Below are 22,280 nucleotides of genomic sequence, written 5' to 3' on the forward strand. Positions count from 1 at the left end.
AAGTTGTCCACATACACCTCATGGGGTGCTGCGGTTTCGTCCTGAGCTCCATAACGATGGTGGTGCATGCAAAGGGAGGACAAGGCAATGACGTTGGAGTGCACACTCGTTCGGAGCCCCACTGCGCCCATGCCAGCGGATCCGGAGGAATTGACCATCGAAGTACCGCCGGGCGCGTCCGGTGCCCAGCTGGAAGCCCTGATCAAGGCCGTCCGGAACACCGGGCAGCTTTCTGTTGCAGGGCGGCATCTCGCCGACCTGACCGTCGGGGTGCCACCTCTTGTGTCCGGTGCAGTGATCGTGGACGGATTCGTGCCGCCGGCGGAAACATCAACCATGCTTCCTCTGATGTTGCTCACCCATACCGGCCCTGCCGCAGGGTCTGTCTTCCGGATTCCGCGTGGGCAACACCACATTGGCCGTGGAACTGCAGGGATTTCGCTACCCGATCCTGGAATGTCCAGGGAACACGCATTACTGGATGTCTCGGGTGAACGCTTGGAAGTAACCAGCGTTGCTGCAGCGAACCCCATAGATGTGGACGGTCGGCCCGTCCGCCGCGCTTTGGTCACATCCCGCTCCAGCCTCCGTTGCGGGCATACAACTTTCAGCCTCGCGCCGGACAACGAGTGCTTTCCTGCGGTCGCAGCGGATGCGGGTCGTTCGGTGCAGGAACCAATCGAGGTGCCCTGCGCAAAGAACCACGGGAGCCGGGCCACCATCGCGTTTGCCGCAGGGTTGCCCATGATTGCCGGAATCGGTCTCGCGGCGGCCACCGGGATGTGGATGTACTTGGGGTTCTCTGCGATATCCGCGCTTGGCTTGGTTTTCCCCTTGTTGCTTGGGGGAAAGGGACGGCAGGAATACCGCCGAGCGCTTGATCATGCGGTTCGCGAAGACATCGCCAGACGACACCGTTGCTCGCCTTCTGCCGCCGAGCTACTGGTAGCCGGCCAAAGCCGTCCGGCGGCCGCGGGACCTGGCGCAAGGGGTTTGGCCTCAGGCGGAAACCCCGGGACGCCGTCGCCGGATACCAATGCAGGAGGTGTCCAGGCTGAGCCCCGGGTTTGGTTGCGACTGGGCACCGCCCAGTCCTCGGCCAATATCCGCCTCGTCCCTGGCGACCGACATTTCTCACCGCCACCCGTCGGCTCGTGCCCTGTCTCGTTAGATCCTGGCCATCGGCGCGTGGCTATACAAGGCCACGGCAAACACGTGGCAGCCTTGCTTCGATTCATCGTCATGCAGCTGGCAAGTTTCCCAAACTCGGCCTCTGCTCCCATCGTGTTGCTGGGGGCAGTCGAAGACCTGCCCCTGAGTGCCCGGTTTCTCCCTCAGGTGACCCTCGCTGCGGACGCTGACGCGGCCGTGGCTGCCTTGAACACGCTCCGGCACGGCCGGCAGGGCACTCTTATTGTGATGGAGAGCCCAACAGGGCAGGAGAACGAGGCCCTTTCCCGAGCCATCCAGGCTTCGCATCAGGCCCAGTGGCAGGTACTGCACTGTCACTCCGGGGCTTCAGTCCCCCTGGACGCCATCACCATCGAACCGTCGGGCGTGGCTGCATCTTTTGAGTCGGCAGGTGAGCGCTTCGATTTTGTGCCCGACCTCGTTCCCGCCGAGGTATTCGATCGCTTCTGCCGGACAGTTGCCGCAAGGTTGAGCGAGCAAGCGCCGCGTACTCACGGCGTTCTTCCAGACCGGTCTTCACTGGCGGCCCTTCTTCCCTGCGGCCAACGCCGGATCCTTAGCAGGTGGCGCACTGCCTCCGGACTGGAAAGCCTGACAGCTGTGCTGGGAGAAGGCCGGGCCGGCCCGGTCACATTCGACCTCAAGATGGACGGTCCCCACCTTCTGATTGCGGGTACTACCGGCTCTGGAAAGTCCGAACTGCTGAAGACTTTCGTTGCTTCCATCGCGCTGAGCGTCCCGCCGGAGCACGCAGCTTTTCTGTTTTTCGATTTCAAGGGCGGTTCAGGGCTGGGTCCGTTAACAGCCCTCCCGCACTGCGTGGGCATCCTGACGGATCTGAGCCGGCAGCATCTTGATCGGGCATTGGAGTCGCTGCGTGGAGAAATACGGCACCGCGAGAAGCTTTTCGCCGACTGGGGGGCAACGGACCTCGCAGAATACCAACGAACGAAAGGCGCCAAGGACTGCAGGCTCCCGCACCTGATCCTGGTCATAGATGAGTTCCGGATCCTTGTCGACGAGGCTCCGGCTGCGCTCCACGAACTCATGCGGGTGGCGACGATCGGACGTTCCCTGGGTATCCATCTGGTCATGGCCACACAGCGACCACAAGGAGCCTTGACCGCTGATATAAGGGCAAACGTGACCTCCAGCATCGCACTTCGAGTCCAGTCGGAGATGGAGTCGGTGGACATCATCAATTCGAAGGCTGCTGCGTCAATTGGCGTTGATGTTCCCGGGCGGGCGTTCCTGGCAACGGCATCGAAGGAGCCCGAAGAGTTCCAAGCAGCCTCTCTGGACGCTCCGCAATCCGGCGGTGTGTCGCCCATGGCCGACCATTTGTCGCCGGGAAGCGGCGCCGCGCCTGACCGGGTTGTTCGGTCTGTTGCCCAGGCGCTCGGCGAACCCTTCGACAGTCGGGATCTCGTCGGCAAGGACGTCGACGGTTCCGGCCGCAGCACGTCCCAGGCACTTACAGGCGCCGGGAGTTTGGTATCCAATATTAACGCCGCTTGGCGCCACTTGGGCACTCCCTCTCCCCGAAGCCCCATCGCAGCACCCCTACCGCACTCGATTCCTTGGACGGCCGAACTCTCAACTGAGGGTGGGCCTGAGGTGATGCATGAAAGCGATAGGGCATCCTGGCGGGTGGGACCGGTGGCACTGGTGGACAAGCCTGCGCAGCAACGGGTTGAGTGCCTCACTTGGATGCCCGCCGACCATGGACACCTGGCATTGATTGGCAACGCATCAAGTGGCATGCAGGACAGCTTCCGCGCGATCACCGCCCTGGTGGCCACCCGGGCGCCCCAGCCCCATCTCTACATTCTGGACGCGAGCCGATTACTGGGTCAGCTGGAGTCGCAACAAGGAATCGCGGCTTTCGCGGGTGTCGATCAAGTTGGCTTCGCGGCCCGGATCCTGTCGCGGTTGGCAGCCGAAATGGAGCGACGGCGCGCCTTGGGTGGCCTCGAGGGGCGTTGCCGGCCACTGGTGCTGATCGTGGCCGGCTGGTGCTCTTGGTCAACGGCCTTCCGAGGAGGCCCTCACGAATGGGCTGAGGGCATTCTGCACGACATCGCCAGGGACGGAAGCCCCGTGGGCATCACTCTTCTGATTTCCGGGGAGCGGGAACTGGTCAGCTCCCGCCTGTTTGCCGCAATCCCAAATCGTGCCTATTTTCCTTTGGGGACAACTGATGAATCCAGGTTCCACTGGCCTCGTCTTCCCGAAGTGGAACCCGTTCGGGGGCGGGCCGCAGTGATGGGAAACGTCGTCGAGGGTCAAACGGCCTCAGCGCAGTTCAGGGAGGCGCCAACAGCTGGGCTCTGGCCTTTTGGGGACCTGGCTCCGGCCGAACCGCCTTTTCGCTTGCGACCCCTCCCCCACCTGCTGACACGCGAGGACTTCCTCAACCGCAAGGCAGCGCTGGGCAGCTCGAAGAAAGAGCCGCGTACGGCAATCCGGTCGGTGGGGGCGGATGAAAAGGTGCCGGAGCCTCTCTGGATCGGTGTCGCCGGTGACGAAGCACAACCCGCAGCGCTACCCCTCAGGGACAACGGAGTCAGCCTTGTCCTGGGGGGTCCAAGTTCCGGCAAGAGCACCATTCTTGGATCGTTGGTCCGCTTGAACCCGGGGACCTTGTGGCTCTTTCCACCGGACGCAGCCTCTGCGGGAACGTTCTGGGCTTCAACTGCGTCGGAGGCCACTGCGGGAAATCTGGATCCTGGAAGTGTGCTGCTGGTGGATGACGCAGACTCCCTGGATGCCCAGGGCCGCCAGGCTCTCAATGCCCTGGACGGGCAAGTCGCAGGCATCATCCTGACAGCTACGTTCGGCCCGGCCCTACACCAACTTCCTCTGGCCAGGCAGGTGCAAGCAGCCGGCATGGGGTTGGTCTTGTCGCCCTCAAAACCGCACGACGGCGAGCTCCTGGGTGTCCGGCTTCAACCCGACACCGCGCGGCGCCCTGGCCGCGGCTTCATTGTCGACCGCGGTGTAATTACTCCCTGCCAGGCAGTACTCTCCTCCGGCCTTCCAGCACGCGGGTGACCGCACCCGGAACGCCGTGCGATGGACCGCTATAAGACGTCGCCGGAACCACCTGTACGCGATGCGTAAGAGATGACGTCTTTCTGGAAGAGGAAGATGATTGCGGCAAGCGCGGGAAGGATCATTGCCAGCCCTTGGAACACGAGTCCGCCCGTCATGGTTGGAAAACCTATGGTGAGGACGAATAGTTGGGCCACCAGCGCAGCCGCGCGGGTCCACCTGTACCCGCGGAACAGGAAATGCCCCACCGCGAACAGCCACGTTGAGAAGGCCAGCAACAGAACAAGCGTAAAGACCGCTCCCCAAAAAGTCAGCACTGGAGCGCCAGTCAGGAGCTCGAAGCCATACCAGGCCGCGGCCGCCAGCAAGGCAAGCGCTTCGAGCACAACGACGACGGAAATGATCAGAATCCCTCGGGGACGCACGGTTCCCGAGTTGCTCGGAGACTGTCGGCCGGAACCATTGTTTCCATCGTGGCCAGCGTGAGGTTGGGCAGGGTCTACAGGAGGTCTTGACACACTGGCACACTACCGGACATAGTCATCTAGCAGTGAGGGCACTGGCGGCTGATGTGATGCATCGCTCACGGATTCCGAGCATTTCGACCACTAACACCCCTTGTTTACAAGGCGTTAACATGAAACGCTTGACTCAGACGACCAAGGGGGCCCATGCGGGCCCCTTTCCTTTGGAGCCTCTCGTGAATGTTTTCACAAAAGGCCCTTCTAGTTCTCACGAATGGAGTGACTGATCAGCATGGATTGGCGTAATCGCGCAGCCTGCCTCGACAAGGACCCGGAGCTCTTCTTCCCAGTCGGCAACACGGGACCAGCACTTCTCCAGATCGAGGAAGCCAAGAGCGTCTGCCGCCGCTGCCCCGTGGTGGACACCTGCCTTCAGTGGGCATTGGAGTCCGGCCAGGACGCCGGCGTTTGGGGCGGAATGAGTGAAGACGAACGACGTGCACTCAAGCGTCGCGCAGCACGCGCACGTCGCGCCTCCTAGTTTCGAAGAAAGAGAAAGGCCGCGGACCGAATGGTCTGCGGCCTTTCTCTTTATGGCAGACAGAACCTGAGGGCGCTAGGCCCGGGCGAGGTTAAGGACAATCTCCACGGCTGTTCCGCCACCCTCCCTCGGACTCCACTGGATGGTTCCGCCGAGCTCACTGGTGACCAGGGTGCGGACGATCTGCAAGCCCAAACCCTCCGTGTACTGCCCATCCGGCAGCCCCACACCGTCGTCGGCAATGGTGACGGTCAGGAACTCGTCCTTGCCGTCCCCTTCGGCCCGGTCAGCCACCAGCCACACTGTTCCGGTGCGGCCTTCCAGTCCATGCTCGACAGCATTGGTAACAAGCTCGTTGATGACCAGTGCCAGCGGAGTCGCAAAATCGCTGGGCAGCTCCCCGAAAAGCCCTGAACGTTCGGTTCGCACCTGTTGCGACGGCGAGGCCACTTCGGCTGACAGCCGGAATTGCCGCCCGATCAACTCGTCGAAGTCAACGCTCTGCGTAAGACCTTGGGACAGAGTTTCATGCACGAGTGCGATCGTGGCTACACGCCGCATCGCTTGTTCGAGGCCTTGCTTGGCCTCGTCGCTGACCATTCGCCTTGACTGCATGCGCAGGAGGGCGGCCACAGTCTGCAGGTTGTTTTTGACCCTGTGGTGGATTTCGCGGATGGTCGCATCCTTGGTGACGAGCTCCATTTCCCGGCGCCTGAGCTCGGAAACGTCGCGACAGAGCACCAGGGCGCCGAAGCGGTGTTGCTCGTCGCGAAGCGGGATGGCTCGCAACGAAAGGCTGACTCCCCTGGATTCAATTTCACTTCGCCATGGCATGCGGCCCGTGACCACCAAAGGCAGGGTCTCGTCAACCATCCGCCGGTCCTTCAGCAAGCCTGCGGTCACTTCAGCCAATGAACGGCCTTCCAACGACTCGACTTCACCGAGTCTGCGGAATGCCGAAACCCCATTGGGACTTGCGTATTGGACTATGCCGTCGGCATCGAGCCGGATCAGTCCGTCACCGACCCTCGGAGCTCCTCGACGCGAGCCCGTCGGAGAAGCAAAGTCCGGCCACAGTCCGAGAGTGCCCATGCGAAGAAGGTCGTAGGCACACTGGCGATATGTCAGCTCCAGCCGCGAAGGCATACGGGAGCTGGAGAGGTCCATGTGGGACGTTACGACGGCGAGTGTTCTTCCGTTCCGCACCATGGGAACCGCTTCAACGCGTAGGGCCATCTCGCTGCTCCAGCTTGTTTCGCTTGAACGCTCGATGGCCCTGCTGTTCCATGCTTTCTCCACCAAAGGCCGGAGATCCGAGCGGATGCCCTCACCCACGAAGTCCGCATGGAACACCGTGTGCGATGTTGACGGACGGACGTGGGCGAGGGCAATGTAACCGAACTCAGGGTGTGGGAACCACAACGCAAGGTCAGCGAAAGCCAGGTCGGCGACCATTTGCCAGTCACCGACGAGGAGGTGCAGCCATTCGGCATCTCCAGGCCCGAAATCAGCGTGTTCCCTGATGGGGTCTGTAAAGATTGCCACTGCACCTCCATTTGCGACGCGAGGATGTTCCTAGCGTCGGACGATTGACCTCAAGAGCCTTAATGCTACCGACAGTGAGGCCATGTCGTCGGCCTCGAGTGCGTTGACCTCATCAAACATGGTCTTCGCCCTGCCCAGTTGCTCGGCGTTCAGCCCCTCCCATGCCTTGAGCCGTTCTTCGGCAGACGCATTGGGTTCGGTTGCTTCAAGGACTGACGTAGTCATGTCGGCAACGGTCGAGTACAGGTCGTCCCGAAGGGCTGCCCGGGCAAGAGCCTGCCAACGGTCATCCCGCGGCAGGGAGCTGATACGTTCGAGCAACGAGTCCACGTGGAAGCGGTTGAACACTGTGTAGTAAACGTGTGCCACATGTTCCACGGTGTCGTTGCCGGTCTGGGCGATCCGGGCGATGTCCAGAAGGGCGTAGCTCTCGAAGAGTTCCGCCCACCTCCGGGCGAGGTGTTCGGGAAGATCCCAACTCAGCGCCTTGTCGAGCCAGCCACTGATGCGGACCTTGTCCTCACCACGCAGGTAGTCCAGAAGCTTGGCGCGCAACGGTTCCATCATGGGCTTGAACGCTTCCACGACGCTGGCAATCGGCTGTGATGCCATTCCTTGTCCCAGTACCCAACGCACTGCCCGGTCGAGCAAGCGCCGGATGTCGAGATGAACTTCGCTCCAGTGCTCGGTGGGGAAGGACGCCGGCAGCGCATTCAGCTCAGCCACCATTGGGTCGAGGTCGTAGATTTCGCGCAGGGCTACAAATGCTTTGGCCACTGCGACCTCGTTCGCCGATGTTTCTTCGATGGCCCTGAACGCAAACGTGATGCCGCCCAGGTTGATGATGTCGTTTGCCACCACGGTGGCGATGATCTCGCGCCGCAGCGGGTGGGTGTCCAGTTCGGCGTCGAACTTCTCGCGCAACTGTTTCGGGAAGTAGTTGCGGATGGTGTCCGAGAACCACGGGTCGTCAGCCAGGTTGCTTTCGCGCAACGCCGTACCCAGCTCAATCTTCGCGTAAGCCGCGAGGACCGCGAGCTCCGGTGAGGTTAAGCCCTGGCCCTGTTCCAAACGGGCACGGAGGGTATCCGTGGTTGGCAACGCTTCAAGGTCCCGCTTGAGGTCGGCCGATTTCTCCAGCCAGTCCATGAGCCGCTCATAACTAGGACTCCAGTCCGCGACCCGCGTCCGGTCATTGAGCAGCAGGATGTTTTGATCGATGTTGTCCTGCAGCACCAGCCTGCCGACCTCGTCGGTCATGTCGGCGAGGAAGGCAGCCCTCTCAGCCTCTTGGAGCTTGCCGGCCGCCACCATCCGGTCCACGAAGATCTTGATATTGACCTCGTGGTCCGAGCAGTCCACGCCTGCGGAGTTGTCGATCGCATCCGTATTAAGGATGACGCCTTGCAGAGCGGCTTCAATACGCCCGCGCTGGGTCAATCCGAGGTTTCCGCCCTCTCCAACAACCTTGACCCGCAAGTCACGCCCATCCACGCGAATGGAATCGTTGGCCTTGTCACCGACTGCTGCGTGGGTTTCCGTGCTCGCCTTGACGTAGGTGCCGATACCACCGTTGTAGAGGAGGTCGGCCGGTGCCAGCAGGATTGCGCGGAGCAGTTCAGGCGGGCTGAGTTGTGTCGTTCCCTCGGGCAAGCCCAACGACTTCCGCACCTGTTCGGAGACCGGAATCGTTTTTGCCTGGCGTGCATACACACCGCCGCCCTCACTGATGAGTGCCCGGTCGTAATCGTCCCAGGAAGAACGGGGCAGCTCAAACAAACGTTGCCGCTCAGCGAAGGACGCTGCTGCATCAGGTGCGGGATCGAGGAAGATGTGGCGGTGGTCGAAGGCGGCCACCAGCCTGATGTGGCGCGACAGCAGCATGCCGTTTCCAAAAACGTCACCTGACATATCGCCAACGCCCACCACGGTGAACTCTTCGGTCTGGGTGTCGAGGTCGAGTTCGCTGAAGTGACGCTTGACCGACTCCCAGGCTCCGCGCGCCGTAATACCCATCGCCTTGTGGTCGTAACCGACCGATCCACCGGAGGCGAAGGCGTCACCCAGCCAGAAGCCGTACTCGGCCGCCAGGCCATTTGCCGTGTCCGAGAAAGTAGCCGTGCCCTTATCGGCCGCCACCACCAGGTAGGAGTCGTCGCCGTCGTGACGAACAACGTCCGACGGCGGGACAAGCCTTTCGCCGTCGGCCGACGTCACGAGGTTGTCCGTAATATCCAGCAAGCCCCGGATGAAAGTCTTGTAGCTTTCGATACCTTCGGCCATCCAGGCGGCGCGGTCCACGGCGGGATTGGGTAGTTTCTTCGCGAAGAACCCGCCCTTGGCGCCCGTTGGGACGATAACGGCGTTCTTGACGGTCTGTGCCTTCACCAGCCCAAGGATCTCGGTTCGGAAATCCTCCCTGCGGTCCGACCAGCGGAGACCGCCACGAGCCACCTTGCCGAAACGCAGGTGCACCCCTTCAACGCGTGGGGAGTAAACCCAGATTTCGAACATCGGACGCGGGAAGGGCAGTCCCTCAATCGACGTCGGGTCCAGCTTGAAGCTGAGGTATTCCTTGTTCTGGAAGTAATTGGTTCGCAGCGTGGACTCAATAAGGTTAATGAAGGTCCGCAGGACACGATCGGCATCCAAGGTGGCAACCTGTTCCACCGACTCGGCGAGGGAGGCACGCGCTGCCTCCTGGCGTTCGTCACGCACCTCGTCCGCCACTGAGGGATCGAATCGTGCTGAGAAGAGTTCAATGAGCCCACGCGCAACGTCGGGGTTGCCCAGCAGGGTATCGGCGATGAAGCCGAAGGAGTTCGTGTTCCCCATTTGGCGCATGTACTTGGCGTACGCCCTCAGCACCACTACCTGACGCCAGTGCATTCCTTCGCGGAGCACCAGGCGATCGAAGTTGTCGGATTCCACCGCGCCGGTGACTGCAGCACCGAAGGACTGAGCCAAAAGACTTCCGGTAGCCAGGGGGTCGACTCCCGCGGGGTACTTCAGTCCCAGGTCGTAGAGGAAGAAATCGCGATGATCCGCAGTTTCGATCTCGAATGGCCGCTCATCCAGTACTTCCAGGCCAAGGTTGTGGAAGTAGGGAAGGATCTGGCTCAGGCTCTTTGGCTCCATCAGGTAGAGCTTGACCCGGGCGTCTTCCTCCAAAGCCTCACCCGCTCCGTCGGGAAGGTACACGTGGACGCCGGGTTTCACATTTCGAGTGGCTTCACCGGCCCGCTCCGCCTGGGCACCGTATTCCTCAAAGCGTTCGATGTCCTGCAGCGCGTCTTCGACCTCATAGTCCACGCGGTAGCCAGCGGGGAACGCTTCGGCCCAGAGAGCCGCCAGGGCATCTGCGCTCTCGGCAGGGTGATGCTCTCGAAGCACCTCCGTAATGCCCTCGCTCCAGGACCTCGACGCCCGCATCAACCGGTGTTCGAGTTCCTGTACGTTCACTTCCGCCAGCTCAGCGGTGCGAGGCAAACGAATCCGGAAGAAGACACGGGCAAGTGCCGATTCAGTGATCCGGGCCTCGTAGTCGATCGTCTCGGCCTGGAACGTCTCACGGAGTTCCTGCTCGATCCGAAGCCGGACACTGGTGGTGTAGCGGTCGCGGGGCAGGTAGACAACGGCAGACATGAAGCGGCCGTAAATATCGGGACGCAGGAACAGCTTCGTCCTGCGGCGCTCCTGCAGGCGCTGGATCCCCATGGCGGTTGCGGCAAGATCCGCTATCTCGATCTGGAAGAGTTCGTCCCTGGGGTAGGTCTCAAGGATGCCCAGGAGGTCCTTGCCGGAGTGTGAGTCAATCGGGAAACCAGCATTCCTCAGGACCGCGTCAACTTTGTCCCGGACGATCGGGATACTGCGGACAGAACCCGTGTAGGCACTCGTGGCGAACAACCCGATGAACCGGCGTTCACCGTTGACGTTGCCCTGGGCGTCAAAGCTCTTGACGCCGATGTAGTCGAGGTAGGCAGGACGGTGGACCGTGGAGCGCGAGTTTGCCTTGGTGATGACCAGCGCCCGCTTCTCTCTTGCCCTCTTGCGACCCGCATCGGTCAAGTGTTGTACCTGGCGGGTGGTGTCCCCTGCGCGGAGGAGTCCCAGGCCACTGTCCTCACGAAGCTGCAGGACGTCCTCGCCCTCTTCCTCCACGAGGTCATATTCGCGGTATCCCAGGAAGGTGAAGTTGCCGTTGTCCAGCCAGCGCAGAAGGTCCTGCGCCTGCCGCAGCTCAGCAACTTGCTCGGGATGGGAGACTCCGCCGAGCGCTTCTGCCAGTTCCAGCGCCTTGCTGCGCATTTTCGGCCAGTCCTCGACGGCGGCACGCACGTCCCCGAGAACGCGATGCAGGCCTTCGATGAGTTGTGCGCGGGCGTCATCGCTGACACGGTCAATTTCGACGGCGATCCACGACTCCATGTGCGAGGCATTGTCACCATCGCCGAGAAGGTGGGCGATGCTCGGCAGAGCAGCGGTGTCGCCACTGGAAATACCCACAGTGGACGGGACCCGGGAAACGCTGCGCATTTCGCCGGAAACCCGGTCACGGGTCACGACGAACAAGGGGTGCATGACCATGCGGATGGCGCAGTTTTGGCGGACGAGCTCTGCGTTCACGGAGTCCACAAGGAAGGGCATGTCATCCGTGACGATATAAACAACGTTACGATCGGATTCGCTGCCGATTTCCACCAGGGCGTTTCCCGGACGGCGCGACTGGGCGACCGCTTTGTGCTTGGTGGCCCGCGAGATCAGCAGCTCCGGGGAATATGCCTGCGCATCCTCCTCCGCGAGGTGCTCGTAGTAGTCACCGAAGAACCCTTCACGGACAACTGCTGCATCGGACCGATCCTCCACGCTGGATCCTGACGACATCGACAAACGCCTCCATCACAAGTTGATTGCTGCGACTCTGCAGCCCACATGCCGAGCCTAGCGCTTAAGGCGCTGCAGGGCTCTGATACTTCGCCCAAAGGAATTGCGTTTTTGATGGACAGGTGCACATACGAGGCCGGCGATGGCAATCCTCAGCTCTGAATCGGGTGCGCATTCCAAGAGCACAGATCCCGTGAGCAGCGCCGTATCGCAAGCGAGCGGATCCGAGGGGAGGTAAGCGTCGATGCCCGCGCCTGGACCGTACCGGTTCCAGGCATCCTGCAACTGTTGGTGCGGGGCATATCCAACGGCTGATCGCTTGACTTTGTTCAACACAATTCGTGGCGACGCCTGCGGAACAACCTCTGCCAGCTCAGCCAAACCCCGCACCAGCCGTGGCACGCCGATGGCATCTGCGGTCCCCACGGCAAAGACAACGTCGGCCAGCTCAAGACTGCGAAGTGTTGCCGCGTTACGCCTTGGAGCCAAAGTGTCAAAGCTGAGTTCTTCATCGGATTCGAGACAGAAGCCCACGTCAATTACCACAGTGTCGGCCAGCTGCCTGGCTCTCTCCAAAACGCGAGTCAGAGCTGCGGCCCGTAGTTCAGTCCAACGGTCCGCCCGCGTGGTCCCGGTCAAAACGCGAAAAGAACCCGCCTTGGTGAAGACGCGGCTGGCCGTACCCGCCAGGGCATCGGCATCGAGCAGGCCCTGGTCGGCGAGTCTGCACGCTTGGGCCAAACCAGCCGACTCGTCCAGAAGGCCCAGCATCGCCGACACGCTGGCTCCGTAGCTATCCGCGTCCACCAGGATGACCGACTGACCATCAGCGGCCAATTCCGCCGCCATGTTGACCGCAAGCAAAGTCCTGCCCGGGGCACCGGTTGGCCCCCACACCGCGAAGATGCGCCCCGCACCATCACTGGGCTCTTCCGATTTCCCATCCGGCAGCGCCAGCTGCGGCGGTTCAACACTTGGATCCGCGAAACCCGCGCTGAGGCCATTGTCGGCCCGACCATAACGGCTGGCGCGTGCCACTGCTTGGGAAATCTCGTCCGCGAGGGCTTTGGGTTCAATATCCGAGGACGCGGCAACAACTCCGATGGAGCGGAGCCGCCCGGCTTCATCGGGATTATCGGTCAAGGCGAGGATAGAGACACCTACCGCCGCAAGCCTGTCCACCAACGTCGTGGTGAGTTCCTCGCAGCCGTCACCGACTATGGCCGCCAGCGCCAAACCGCTCTGGCACGCAGCCATCAGTTCGGCGAGTTCTGAACAGCGTCGGACAACCGTCACAGGGCCGTGCAGGCGTTCCAGCCCCTCAATGACGGCTTCCTGGGCGGCACCAACGGTTACGACGGGGATACTCATGAGACCCGTCCCGCTGGATTCCAGACCACGGAAACCTTGGCCTTGTTGGCCTGCGCCCCGAGCAGTTTTGGCATCTGCCCGTCTGTGACCAGGACGAGCACAGTTGAGGTTTTCGCCGCTCCCAATGTGGCAGAGCCGGGGACGATCTGCGCGATCTCAGCGCCCGGCAGCAGCAGCTGCGGATCCTCATAAGCCGCAGCCGCTCCAGGCATGGCAACCCAAACATCCACCCGGGCCCCTGGGCCCGCCTGGGCCGGCAACTCCCCGTCCATGGCAATGGCCACAGGCTTTCTGTCCAACGCATCGGCTGTGCCGAGGCTTTCACGGGGCAGCAGCTGGTTCCTGGCCACCCGCTGCAGGGCGACCTTCCCGGCTGACAGGCCATCCTCAACGGTGATGTAGCCTTCCTCAACCTCATCCAAACGGACCTTGACGATGGAAAGGTCCTCAGTGGTTATCTGCTGGCCGACCGCGATCTCTTCCCGGGCGGCGTATACCTGCGTCGTTTTGTCAGCACTTCCAACCAAGGCAACTGCTCCGGCCACTGACAGGAGCACCAGCAGGACGCCTATCAGCAGCCGGGGGTCCTTCCACGAAGGCTTGCTGATGCGTGCGGCGGCAAGAGGTGCAATTGGACCCATGTTTGTCTACTCCCCCAGGACGTGTTGTGAGCATGGTCGGCGGACCCGCCTCCCCATTCTTACCGTCGGGCGATATCCACCCCAAAGCCAGTGGCCGCAAATGGGCCGAAACTGTGGATAACTACACCAAACGACAGTGTGAGTGGCAAAATGGAGTCATGCCCCGATTCCTGACATTGGCCGATGTCGCCGAACAGCTCCAGATAAATTCCCCCCAGGCGTACGCCCTCGTCCGCAGCGGGGAGCTCAAAGCAATCCAAGTGGGAGGGCGCGGACAATGGCGTATCGAAGAGACGATGCTCGAGCAGTACATTCAAGACCGATACGCCGAAGCCAGCCGAATGATAGAAGAGGCCAAATCCAAGTCAGGCCAGCCTGGCAGCCGGAGCGCCTAGAGCTCCTGGCCGCTGGCTGAGCTGAGCGCCACGAGCGACCCGAAGGGGACAGTGACAACACTGGCCACATTGCCGGGGCGCCGGACTTCACCGTCTTGCACCACAGCGACATCAAAGTGATCCCGCCCCACCCTGTCGATGACACCCCTCAACTCGAGACCCCCGTTGGCCAACGCGCCTAAATGCACAATCACCGACGCCCGGTTCCTGGCCAACGCCCTCAGCGCTGTGGCCATACCCAGCGGAGATTGGAGCCGCGGAGAGGCCTTCTGCGCATACCGGCCCAGTCCCTGATAACTGAGGACCGAAGGGAAGGGAACCAGCCATTGCCGGACGCCCTCGGTCAGGACCAACCACTCACCTCCAACGTGGGTAACCACCCCGAGGAGCGTCGCGCCGCCGGAGAGGACCACTTTGACCTTCGCGGCACCCAGGGCACGTAACCGATCGGTGAGTTGGATCGTCGCCAGCTCCACTCTGGCCCGTTCAGTGATCTCCGTTTCCCTCTCCAAGGCCCGTTCAGCCAAAAATTGTGCTTCCAAATCGTTGAAGAGAGAGTCCCATCTCATGTCGTCAGACTAGGCTGCATTACGGAGCCAACGCCAATCCCTGCCCGTTAAGACAGACCCACGATTGGACAGGCATGAAAAAGTGTGCCAAAAATGGACTCCAGATTGATCAAACTGCATCAAATTGCATCAAACGAAGCTTGGGGGCTTTGAATGGCACGAACCTTGCGGAGAGACACCGGGCTTGCTGTGGCGATCCTTGGGCTGGGACTCCTTCTGGCGCTGGCAGGCAACATCCTCGTCGGCCAATGGCAGACTTCCCAACGACATCATCAGAGCCTTTCCTTTGATGTGTCGGCAGGATTTGCTGCAAGCGCCGCGGGAACAGCGATAGTTGCCTGGTGGGTGCTTTCCCTAGTGATGGCATTTCTCGCCGCCCTCCTCCACCGGGTGGGCGCCGGCAACAGAGCCACTGCCCTCTCCAGGTTCAGTCCCCCGTTCATGGTCAGGCTTGCGATAGCCGTACTGGGCATGAACCTCCTTGGCGGTGGCTTGGCTCAGGCAGACGTCCAACCAACGCCGGAGTGGATTCCGACTTCCACGCACGGCCGCGCAGTCCTCACGGAGCCGTCTCCTGCAGCCACGGGCGGAGCTGACCGCAGCAACACAACGTCCACCGCGCCCGATCCGGGCTGGCGACCCCGGCCACCCGTGGTTGTTCCAGGGCTACTCAGCCAGCCAGGATCCCGCGATGCAGCAGCCGCACCCGGGAGCGTGAGCGGTGTGGAGGTAAAAGCCGGGGACACACTCTGGTCCATAGCCGCCTCGAGGCTGGCACCGTTTTCGACTGACGTGGATGTTGCCGCCGCATGGCCGAAGTGGTACGCCGCGAACCGCGCTGTCATCGGTGACAACCCCGCCATACTGCTTCCAGGCCAAATCCTTCAACCTCCCGAACCCGCATAGCAGCGGCAACGTCACACCCGGACTCAATGAAACAGCCGCCTACTCAGGGGCGGCAGCAAGCCTCACAGCAAACCCCAGCGTCATCCCAGCAGAAGCCACCCGAGCATAAGCGTTCCCCGCGCTTTGGCTCATGTAGTGAATGCCAGAGGTATGACCTTGTCCGTTGCAACCGCAAACCGGCCCCCAATCCGCCAAGGCACCCAACGTGCCAGCGCCTCGTCCGGCTCGACAAAAGGGGCCGACACAGACATCCGGTTGGTGGCGCGCAGTATTGCCCAGGCCGCCCTTGAGGTTCTTGCAGGCACGCGTCCGCTTGTGCAGTTGTCGCGCTCGCTGGACCCTGAATGCTATTTGGCCCTTCAACATCGCGCGGCTCTGACCCGCAAACATGCAGCGCGCAGCAAGGGAAGTCCACAACCGCACCTCAGCCCGATGGTCCGTTCGGTTCGCGCTTGTTCCATCAGTGAATCAATTTGCGAAGCCAGCATCGTCGTCGCTGAAGAGGGCCGTTGCCGTGCGGTTGCCATGCGACTCGAACGGACCGACGGGTTGTGGCAGGTTACTGCGCTGGAGATCGGCTGAGTCCATGGGAGTCCGGGCCGGGGTCCACAAGTCCGGATAAGGCTAAGGGGCGATCCCCGGACCGGTATGTCCGTGGGATCGCCCCCTTGTTGTTCCTAACGCTTATTGTTCCTAGCGGCGCTTCTTCTTCGCCGGTTTGCGCTGTTCTTGGCTTGCTGCCTTGGCAGGGTTCCCTGACCGGCCCGACGCACGTCCTTCGATCCGCGTCTGCGTAGCGCCATCTTCACCGGGTGCGGTGTACTGCAATTGGGCCGGTTTCTCCGGTGCCTGCAGGCCAGCGGCCCGGATCTGGGGATCGTGATGTTCTGTGTGTCCCCCGGCTGCCGAATCATCCGCCACTACGACGTCCTCGGCCGGCGTCACTTCCACCTCAAGGTTGTACAGGAAACCGATGCTCTCCTCGCGGATGGCCTCCATCATGCTCTGGAACATCACGAAGCCTTCGCGCTGGTATTCCACCAGCGGATCACGCTGCGCCATTGCTCGGAGCCCGATTCCCTCCTTGAGGTAGTCCATCTCGTAAAGGTGTTCCTGCCATTTACGCCCAAGAACCGACAGTACAACGCGGCGTTCCAGTTCCCGCATGCTCTCGGAACCGATGGCTTCTTCGCGTGCCTGATAGACGAGGCGCGCATCGGAGAGGATCTCTTCGCGCAGGAAATCAGCCGTAATCCTCGACTTGCCGCCGGCTTCCTCAATGACTTCTTCAGGGGTTACCGTCGCCGGGTACAGGGTCTTCAGGTTCGTCCACAGCTGGTTGAAGTCCCAGTCGTCGCCATTGCCTTCGGCCGTTGCTGCATCAATGAGGGAGTTGATGGTGTCCTCAAGGAAGTACTGGACCTTTTCGTGCAGGTCATCGCCCTCAAGGATCCGACGGCGGTCGCCGTAGATTGCTTCACGCTGGCGGTTGAGGACGTCGTCGTATTTCAGGACGTTCTTGCGCTGTTCCGCGTTGCGGGCTTCCACCTGGCCCTGGGCCGAGGCGATGGCACGTGAGACAAGCTTTGACTCGAGTGCGACGTCGTCAGGTACCGAGCTGTTCATGAGCCGCTCAGCTGCCCCCGAATTGAACAGCCGCATGAGGTCGTCCGTGAGGGAGAGATAGAAACGGGATTCACCGGGGTCGCCCTGGCGTCCGGAACGGCCGCGCAACTGGTTGTCGATCCGGCGGGATTCATGTCGTTCCGTACCCAGGACGTAAAGCCCACCCAGGTTCAGCACTTCTTCGTGTTCGTCCTTGACGGCCTGCTTCGCTGCGGCGAGGGCCTCGGGCCAGGCGGCCTCGTACTCTTCGGAATTCTCCTCCGGGTCCAGTCCGCGCTTGGCGAGCTCGGCAATGGCGGTGAATTCGGCGTTGCCGCCCAGCATGATGTCGGTGCCACGGCCGGCCATGTTGGTTGCGACCGTAACTGCACCCTTGCGACCGGCCTGGGCAACGATGGATGCTTCCCGGGCGTGGTTCTTTGCGTTCAGGACTTCGTGGCGGATGCCTTCCTTGGCCAGCAGCTTGGAAAGGTATTCGCTCTTCTCAACACTCGTGGTACCGACCAGCACAGGCTGGCCGTTCTCGTGGCGCTCGGCGATATCCGCAACGACGGCGTCGAACTTTACAACCTCGTTCTTGTAGACGAGGTCCGACTGGTCGATGCGCTGCATGTCACGGTTGGTGGGAATGGGAACCACGCCGAGCTTGTACGTGCTCATGAATTCGGCGGCTTCAGTCTCTGCCGTACCGGTCATGCCGGAGAGCTTTGAGTACATGCGGAAGTAGTTCTGCAACGTCACTGTGGCGAGGGTCTGGTTCTCAGCCTTGATCTCGACGTTTTCCTTGGCCTCAATGGCCTGGTGCATACCTTCGTTGTAGCGCCGTCCGGCCAGGATACGGCCGGTGTGCTCGTCAACAATCAGGACCTCGCCGTCGAGGATGACGTAATCCTTGTCCCGCTTGAAAAGTTCCTTGGCCTTGATGGCGTTGTTCAGGAAGCCGATGAGCGGCGTGTTGGCCGATTCGTAAAGGTTTTGGATCCCGAGGTAGTCCTCCACCTTTTCAATACCGGCTTCGAGGACTCCGACGGTTCGCTTCTTCTCGTCGACTTCATAGTCGACGTCGGGCTGGAGCCGAAGGACAACCTTGGCAAATTCGCTGTACCAGCGGTTCGTGTCGCCTTGGGCCGGACCGGAAATGATGAGCGGTGTACGTGCCTCGTCGATGAGGATCGAGTCGACTTCATCCACAATCGCGAAGTTGTGTCCGCGCTGAACCAGCTCGCTGGCGTCCCAGGCCATGTTGTCCCGGAGGTAGTCGAAGCCGAATTCGTTGTTGGTGCCGTAGGTAATGTCTGCTGCGTACTGCTCCCTGCGGATCGTTGGATCCTGGTTGGAGAGGATGCAACCGCTGGTGAGGCCAAGGAAGCGGTAGACGCGGCCCATGAGCTCGGACTGGTATTCAGCCAGGTAGTCATTGACCGTCACCACGTGCACGCCCTTGCCGGTGAGCGCATTCAAGTAAGCCGGCGCAGTAGCGACGAGGGTCTTGCCTTCACCGGTCTTCATTTCAGCGATGTTGCCCAGGTGAAGTGCTGCGCCGCCCATGAGCTGGACGTCGAAGTGGCGCATGCCCAGGGTTCGGGACGAGGCTTCACGCACAGCAGCGAAGGCTTCCGGCAGCAACGCGTCCAGCGTCTCCCCATCCTGGTACCGGGACCGAAGAATGTCCGTTTCGGCACGAAGTTCGGCATCCGTGAAGGACTTGAAAGAGTCTTCCAGGGCATTGATGGAATCGGCATAGTTCCGCAGTTGCTTGAGGGTCTTTTTGTCACCCGTGCGGAGAAGTTTTTCGATTAGTGATGCCACGTGAAAGTGCTCCCAGTCTCATGCTGCCGAATTCTGGCTGTTTCAGTCTACGGGAGAGACCAAGGCAGCGTGGCCGGGTTCACCTCTGAGCGGACTGGCGTTTCGGGGTTCGGCATAGGGAGGCGCCGGACGTCCTGTAACCGCGTCCGCCAGGTCACCGGCGAGATCCCCTACCGGCCACACCACCACTTCCTGCAGTCCGAGCCAAGTCGCCATGAGCCCAAGTTCAGCAGCGAGCTCGACGGCGGTATCCGCCGGCGCGTCCGGCTCACGGAACGCCGAGCGAACCAGCAGCTGACCTGATGCACGGTCTGCCTTCAGGTCAACCCTGGCTGCGAGGCCCTCCCTGAGCAGGAAGGGCAGCACGTAATAGCCGAACCGGCGCTTCGCGGCAGGGGTGTAGATCTCGATCCGGTAGTGGAATCCAAACAGTTCCTCAAGACGCCGCCGTTCGAAGACAAGGGAGTCAAAGGGACTCAGCAGCGCCCGCCCTTCGGCCTTCCGTGGAAGCCTGGCATTGACGTGCTTGAAAGTCTCCCGTTCCCATCCCCGGACCGTCACTGGCTCCAGCACGCCCGCGCCCACCAGCCTTCGGACTGATTCCGCCCCCGCTTTGAGCGGCGTCCGGAAGTAGTCGGAAAAGCACCTAACGGTTCCTATGCCGTGGGCCTGGGCTGCTGCCTCAATAAGGCGGTCAAGGGCTTCCTCAGCATCCACGGCAGCCGTGGGATAGGTGGAGACCACCCGGGAGGTGGGGGTGTATTTGCGCTCAAACTGGGGAGTCCGCGAAGCGGCTGAAACGCGCCCTTCTTCAAAAAGGTGCTCCAGGACCCTTTTGACGATGTTCCAGTTCCAGCCCCAGTTATCGCGATCGGCTGCGGGATTGTGTCCGAGTTTTGCGGTGAGTTCCGACGCCGTCATGGGCGGCCCGCTGCCCAGAGCCGCCAAAATCCGGTCTTCCATGTCCCGACGAATACCCGGATCCAGGCGATGCGCCCCCACCCACGCCCGCTTTTGCCACAGAAGCAGGTCCGCAAAATGCTCGGGTCGTATGAAGCTTGCCTCGTGCGCCCAGTACTCCATCATTTTCCGCGGCTTGCGGGACGAGAGGTTGAAAAGAATGTTGGTGTCGTAGTTTCCCAGCCGCGAGAAGAACGGAAGGTAGTGGCTGCGCGCGAGGACATTGACAGAATCGATCTGGACAAGCTGCAGTTGGGCAAAGGTCCGGCCCACTGCCCGTGAAGTCACGGGGCCAGCGGGCCGGACCTTTGCCAATCCTTGAGCTGCCAATGCGATCCGCCGTGCCTGCGAGAGGCTCAGCGAAGCGGTCATTGGTATCCCTTCGTCAGATGCAGGCCTTACTTGGCGGTGGCTGCTTGGTCATCGGACCGATACGCGAGGATTTTCTCCTCGACGGCATCTTCGCCGGGTTCGCAGGTGGAATCGAGGGTAATCACACCGTAGGTCCAGCCACTGCGCCGATAGACAACCGATGGAGCGTTGGTTTCCTTATCCAGGAAGAGGTAGAAGTTGTGCCCCACCAGTTCCATGTTGTCCACCGCGTCATCCAGGGTCAGGGATGCCGCGGGGAACACCTTCCGGCGGATCAAAACAGGCGAGTCGCCGGCGGGGATGTCGTTCTCGATGTCATAAGGAGAATGCTCCACTGTTTCCGCAGCAGCCTCCTGGTGGTTGCTGGCCTCCACGTAGAGAGGCTCGTTGGCACTTGCGGGTTCAAGAGTTGCCGTAGCTTCCCGCACGGCCTTGGGCGTGTGCCGGCCGTGGTGCACCTTTTTCCGGTCCTTCGCACGACGAAGCCTCTCAAGCAGCTTGTTGTACGCCAGATCGAAGGCAGCGAATTTGTCAGCGGCTGTGGCCTCTGCACGGATGACGGGGCCACGGCCCAGGACTGTCACTTCGACGGTGAGCTCACCCGGCGTCTGCCGGGGATTGGTTTCCTTGGAAACCTTGGCGTCTACTCGCTGGACCTTGTCCCCCAACGATTCAATCTTTGAGATTTTCTCGCCGGCGTATTCGCGAAAGCGGTCTGAAACTGTCAGATTTCGTCCGCTGATCATGAACTCCATGGTGCCCTCCAAATAACTCAGGTGACACGACAACGGCACTGTTGGGGGCTGATCTGACGGACAGTCGAGCCCCTTTCCGAGCCGCTATCGACAGGTACATCTTTTCTTGGTACCCACAATCGACGTTAGTTCATCGCAACGCGTTATTCATCCTTTGGCCACTTATTTTTTGATTGAGTCTTAACAGCTTCACAGGTGGTCGTGTGCGGGCGCGATTGAGGCGTAGGCTGGTGGCCTCGTGGCCGCCAACACGACTGCTCCGCAGACCACGCCTCCTGCGGCCTCCACCGCACGTGCTGCCTCGGCAAGGGTTGCCCCTGTCGTGAGGACGTCGTCCACAAGGATGCATCCCATTCCCCGGATCAGTCTGGTCCGTGTACGCCTGACGCGCATGGAACCCCTGACTTTGCGAGCCCTTTCTCCGCGCCCCAGCCCCTTCTGGCCTGAACCGCCGTCGCTGCCTTGACGACCCGGAATTGCATCCGCGATTCCTGGCAACAGTGCCTGAAGGGATCCCCGACCGTCCCTGCGGAAGGGTAAAAACCGCACCTTGGTCAGCACATCACGGTGTGGGCATTGGGCCTGCGAGTGGCGCAACCGGAGTATGAGGAGCATCAAATGCAGTGGACTGAATCCGCGCTTACGGTAGGCGCCGCCGCTGGTGGGAACGGGCACAAGGCAGTAGCCGCTCTCATTGCCGACGGCAGCATCCACGGCCTTCCCAAGGCAACCTGCCAAAACACCCGCCAGACGCCACTGGCCGTAATGCTTGAACGAGAGCAGGCATTGTGCCAATTCGTCCCGGTAGGGTCCCGCAGCCACCACGCCGAGCCTCGCTCCGCCGTCGACAGTAACAAGGGCCGGCGATTGCAGCTCTGCCCGGAAGGGCTGACCACACAATTGGCGCACACGCTTGGCGCAGCCTGCGCAAAGGACGGTATCTTCCGCACCGCAACAGACGCATTCGACCGGAACCACAATTGTCCGAAGGTCTTCCAGCGCGCCTTCCAAGGCCGCAATCAGCCGGGCAATCCGACTGTCGTCCCGTCCGCGGCGACGTGCCCTCCCCGGGTCGGGCGCCAGCAGGTCAGGGTCCGGTGCGGTACGGCTTCCTCCGCTGGACGGCCAACTGCCGGGTGAAAGGTTCATCGACCCAGTTTGTACCGGGGCCAGCGAAGGATGAAGATACGAAGC

Annotated in this window: 15 protein-coding genes; 5 read left to right on the forward strand and 10 right to left on the reverse strand. The window is 61.6% G+C overall.

The annotated features are described in order from the left end of the window. The first annotated feature begins 129 nt into the window (after positions 1-129). Positions 130-4,245, forward strand: a complete 4,116-nt coding sequence (locus tag AB4Y81_RS07205; protein WP_441995595.1) for an FtsK/SpoIIIE domain-containing protein — start codon at positions 130-132, stop codon at positions 4,243-4,245. 29 nt (positions 4,246-4,274) lie between these two features. Here the strand turns inward: AB4Y81_RS07205 and AB4Y81_RS07210 are convergent, their stop codons facing one another. Further along, complete coding sequence (locus AB4Y81_RS07210) at positions 4,275-4,763, reverse strand: hypothetical protein (protein ID WP_035733094.1); 489 nt, start codon at positions 4,761-4,763, stop codon at positions 4,275-4,277. 238 nt (positions 4,764-5,001) lie between these two features. Between AB4Y81_RS07210 and AB4Y81_RS07215 the strand changes: the two genes are divergently transcribed. Continuing rightward, positions 5,002-5,250 carry a WhiB family transcriptional regulator gene (locus AB4Y81_RS07215; protein WP_003804966.1) on the forward strand — a complete coding sequence of 83 codons (249 nt, stop codon included), beginning with the start codon at positions 5,002-5,004 and terminating at the stop codon, positions 5,248-5,250. 75 nt (positions 5,251-5,325) lie between these two features. Here the strand turns inward: AB4Y81_RS07215 and AB4Y81_RS07220 are convergent, their stop codons facing one another. The 4 genes from AB4Y81_RS07220 to AB4Y81_RS07235 are packed head-to-tail and all read right to left on the reverse strand — an operon-like array spanning position 5,326 to position 13,694. Further along, entirely contained in the window at positions 5,326-6,795 is a 1,470-nt protein-coding gene (locus AB4Y81_RS07220; protein WP_018776429.1) for a sensor histidine kinase, read from the reverse strand. Between the two features lie 30 nt (positions 6,796-6,825). After that, positions 6,826-11,682, reverse strand: a complete 4,857-nt coding sequence (locus AB4Y81_RS07225) for an NAD-glutamate dehydrogenase (RefSeq protein WP_018776430.1) — start codon at positions 11,680-11,682, stop codon at positions 6,826-6,828. A gap of 57 nt (positions 11,683-11,739) precedes the next feature. Continuing rightward, positions 11,740-13,053: an AAA family ATPase gene (locus AB4Y81_RS07230; RefSeq protein WP_055971978.1), complete on the reverse strand. Its 1,314-nt coding sequence runs from the start codon at positions 13,051-13,053 to the stop codon at positions 11,740-11,742. Then, positions 13,050-13,694 carry a flagella basal body P-ring formation protein FlgA gene (locus AB4Y81_RS07235; RefSeq protein ID WP_018776432.1) on the reverse strand — a complete coding sequence of 215 codons (645 nt, stop codon included), beginning with the start codon at positions 13,692-13,694 and terminating at the stop codon, positions 13,050-13,052. Before AB4Y81_RS07235 ends, AB4Y81_RS07230 begins: the two co-directional genes overlap by 4 nt. A gap of 158 nt (positions 13,695-13,852) precedes the next feature. Between AB4Y81_RS07235 and AB4Y81_RS07240 the strand changes: the two genes are divergently transcribed. Further along, the gene (locus AB4Y81_RS07240; RefSeq protein WP_018776433.1) at positions 13,853-14,089 is read left to right on the forward strand and encodes a helix-turn-helix domain-containing protein; all 237 of its coding nucleotides are present in this window, start codon (positions 13,853-13,855) and stop codon (positions 14,087-14,089) included. On the opposite strand, the gene AB4Y81_RS07245 is transcribed toward AB4Y81_RS07240, so the two are convergent. Beyond that, on the reverse strand, positions 14,086-14,658 hold the full coding sequence (locus AB4Y81_RS07245) for a hypothetical protein (protein ID WP_055971976.1): 573 nt from the start codon (positions 14,656-14,658) through the stop codon (positions 14,086-14,088). The two genes, AB4Y81_RS07240 and AB4Y81_RS07245, sit on opposite strands and share 4 nt — an antisense overlap. 153 nt (positions 14,659-14,811) lie before the next feature. Here AB4Y81_RS07245 and AB4Y81_RS07250 point away from each other — a divergent pair, with 153 nt between their 5' ends. Further along, on the forward strand, positions 14,812-15,564 hold the full coding sequence (locus AB4Y81_RS07250) for a LysM peptidoglycan-binding domain-containing protein (RefSeq protein ID WP_441995596.1): 753 nt from the start codon (positions 14,812-14,814) through the stop codon (positions 15,562-15,564). A gap of 258 nt (positions 15,565-15,822) precedes the next feature. After that, positions 15,823-16,146: an Rv3235 family protein gene (locus tag AB4Y81_RS07255; RefSeq protein WP_229778545.1), complete on the forward strand. Its 324-nt coding sequence runs from the start codon at positions 15,823-15,825 to the stop codon at positions 16,144-16,146. A gap of 111 nt (positions 16,147-16,257) precedes the next feature. Here the strand turns inward: AB4Y81_RS07255 and secA are convergent, their stop codons facing one another. The 4 genes from secA to AB4Y81_RS07275 all read right to left on the reverse strand — a co-directional run bounded on the left by secA (position 16,258) and on the right by AB4Y81_RS07275 (position 22,235). Then, positions 16,258-18,999 (reverse strand): preprotein translocase subunit SecA, encoded by a 2,742-nt coding sequence (gene secA, locus AB4Y81_RS07260; RefSeq protein WP_055971969.1) that lies wholly within the window; start codon positions 18,997-18,999, stop codon positions 16,258-16,260. 42 nt (positions 19,000-19,041) lie between these two features. After that, positions 19,042-20,331 carry a winged helix-turn-helix domain-containing protein gene (locus tag AB4Y81_RS07265; RefSeq protein WP_055971966.1) on the reverse strand — a complete coding sequence of 430 codons (1,290 nt, stop codon included), beginning with the start codon at positions 20,329-20,331 and terminating at the stop codon, positions 19,042-19,044. A gap of 26 nt (positions 20,332-20,357) precedes the next feature. Further along, the gene (gene hpf / locus AB4Y81_RS07270) at positions 20,358-21,086 is read right to left on the reverse strand and encodes a ribosome hibernation-promoting factor, HPF/YfiA family (RefSeq protein WP_018776439.1); all 729 of its coding nucleotides are present in this window, start codon (positions 21,084-21,086) and stop codon (positions 20,358-20,360) included. Between the two features lie 189 nt (positions 21,087-21,275). Continuing rightward, on the reverse strand, positions 21,276-22,235 hold the full coding sequence (locus AB4Y81_RS07275; RefSeq protein WP_055971962.1) for a ComF family protein: 960 nt from the start codon (positions 22,233-22,235) through the stop codon (positions 21,276-21,278). Positions 22,236-22,280: the final 45 nt, after the last annotated feature.

Source organism: Paenarthrobacter sp. TAF1 (genome assembly GCF_052113825.1).
Classification (GTDB): Bacteria; Actinomycetota; Actinomycetes; order Actinomycetales; family Micrococcaceae; genus Arthrobacter; species Arthrobacter nicotinovorans.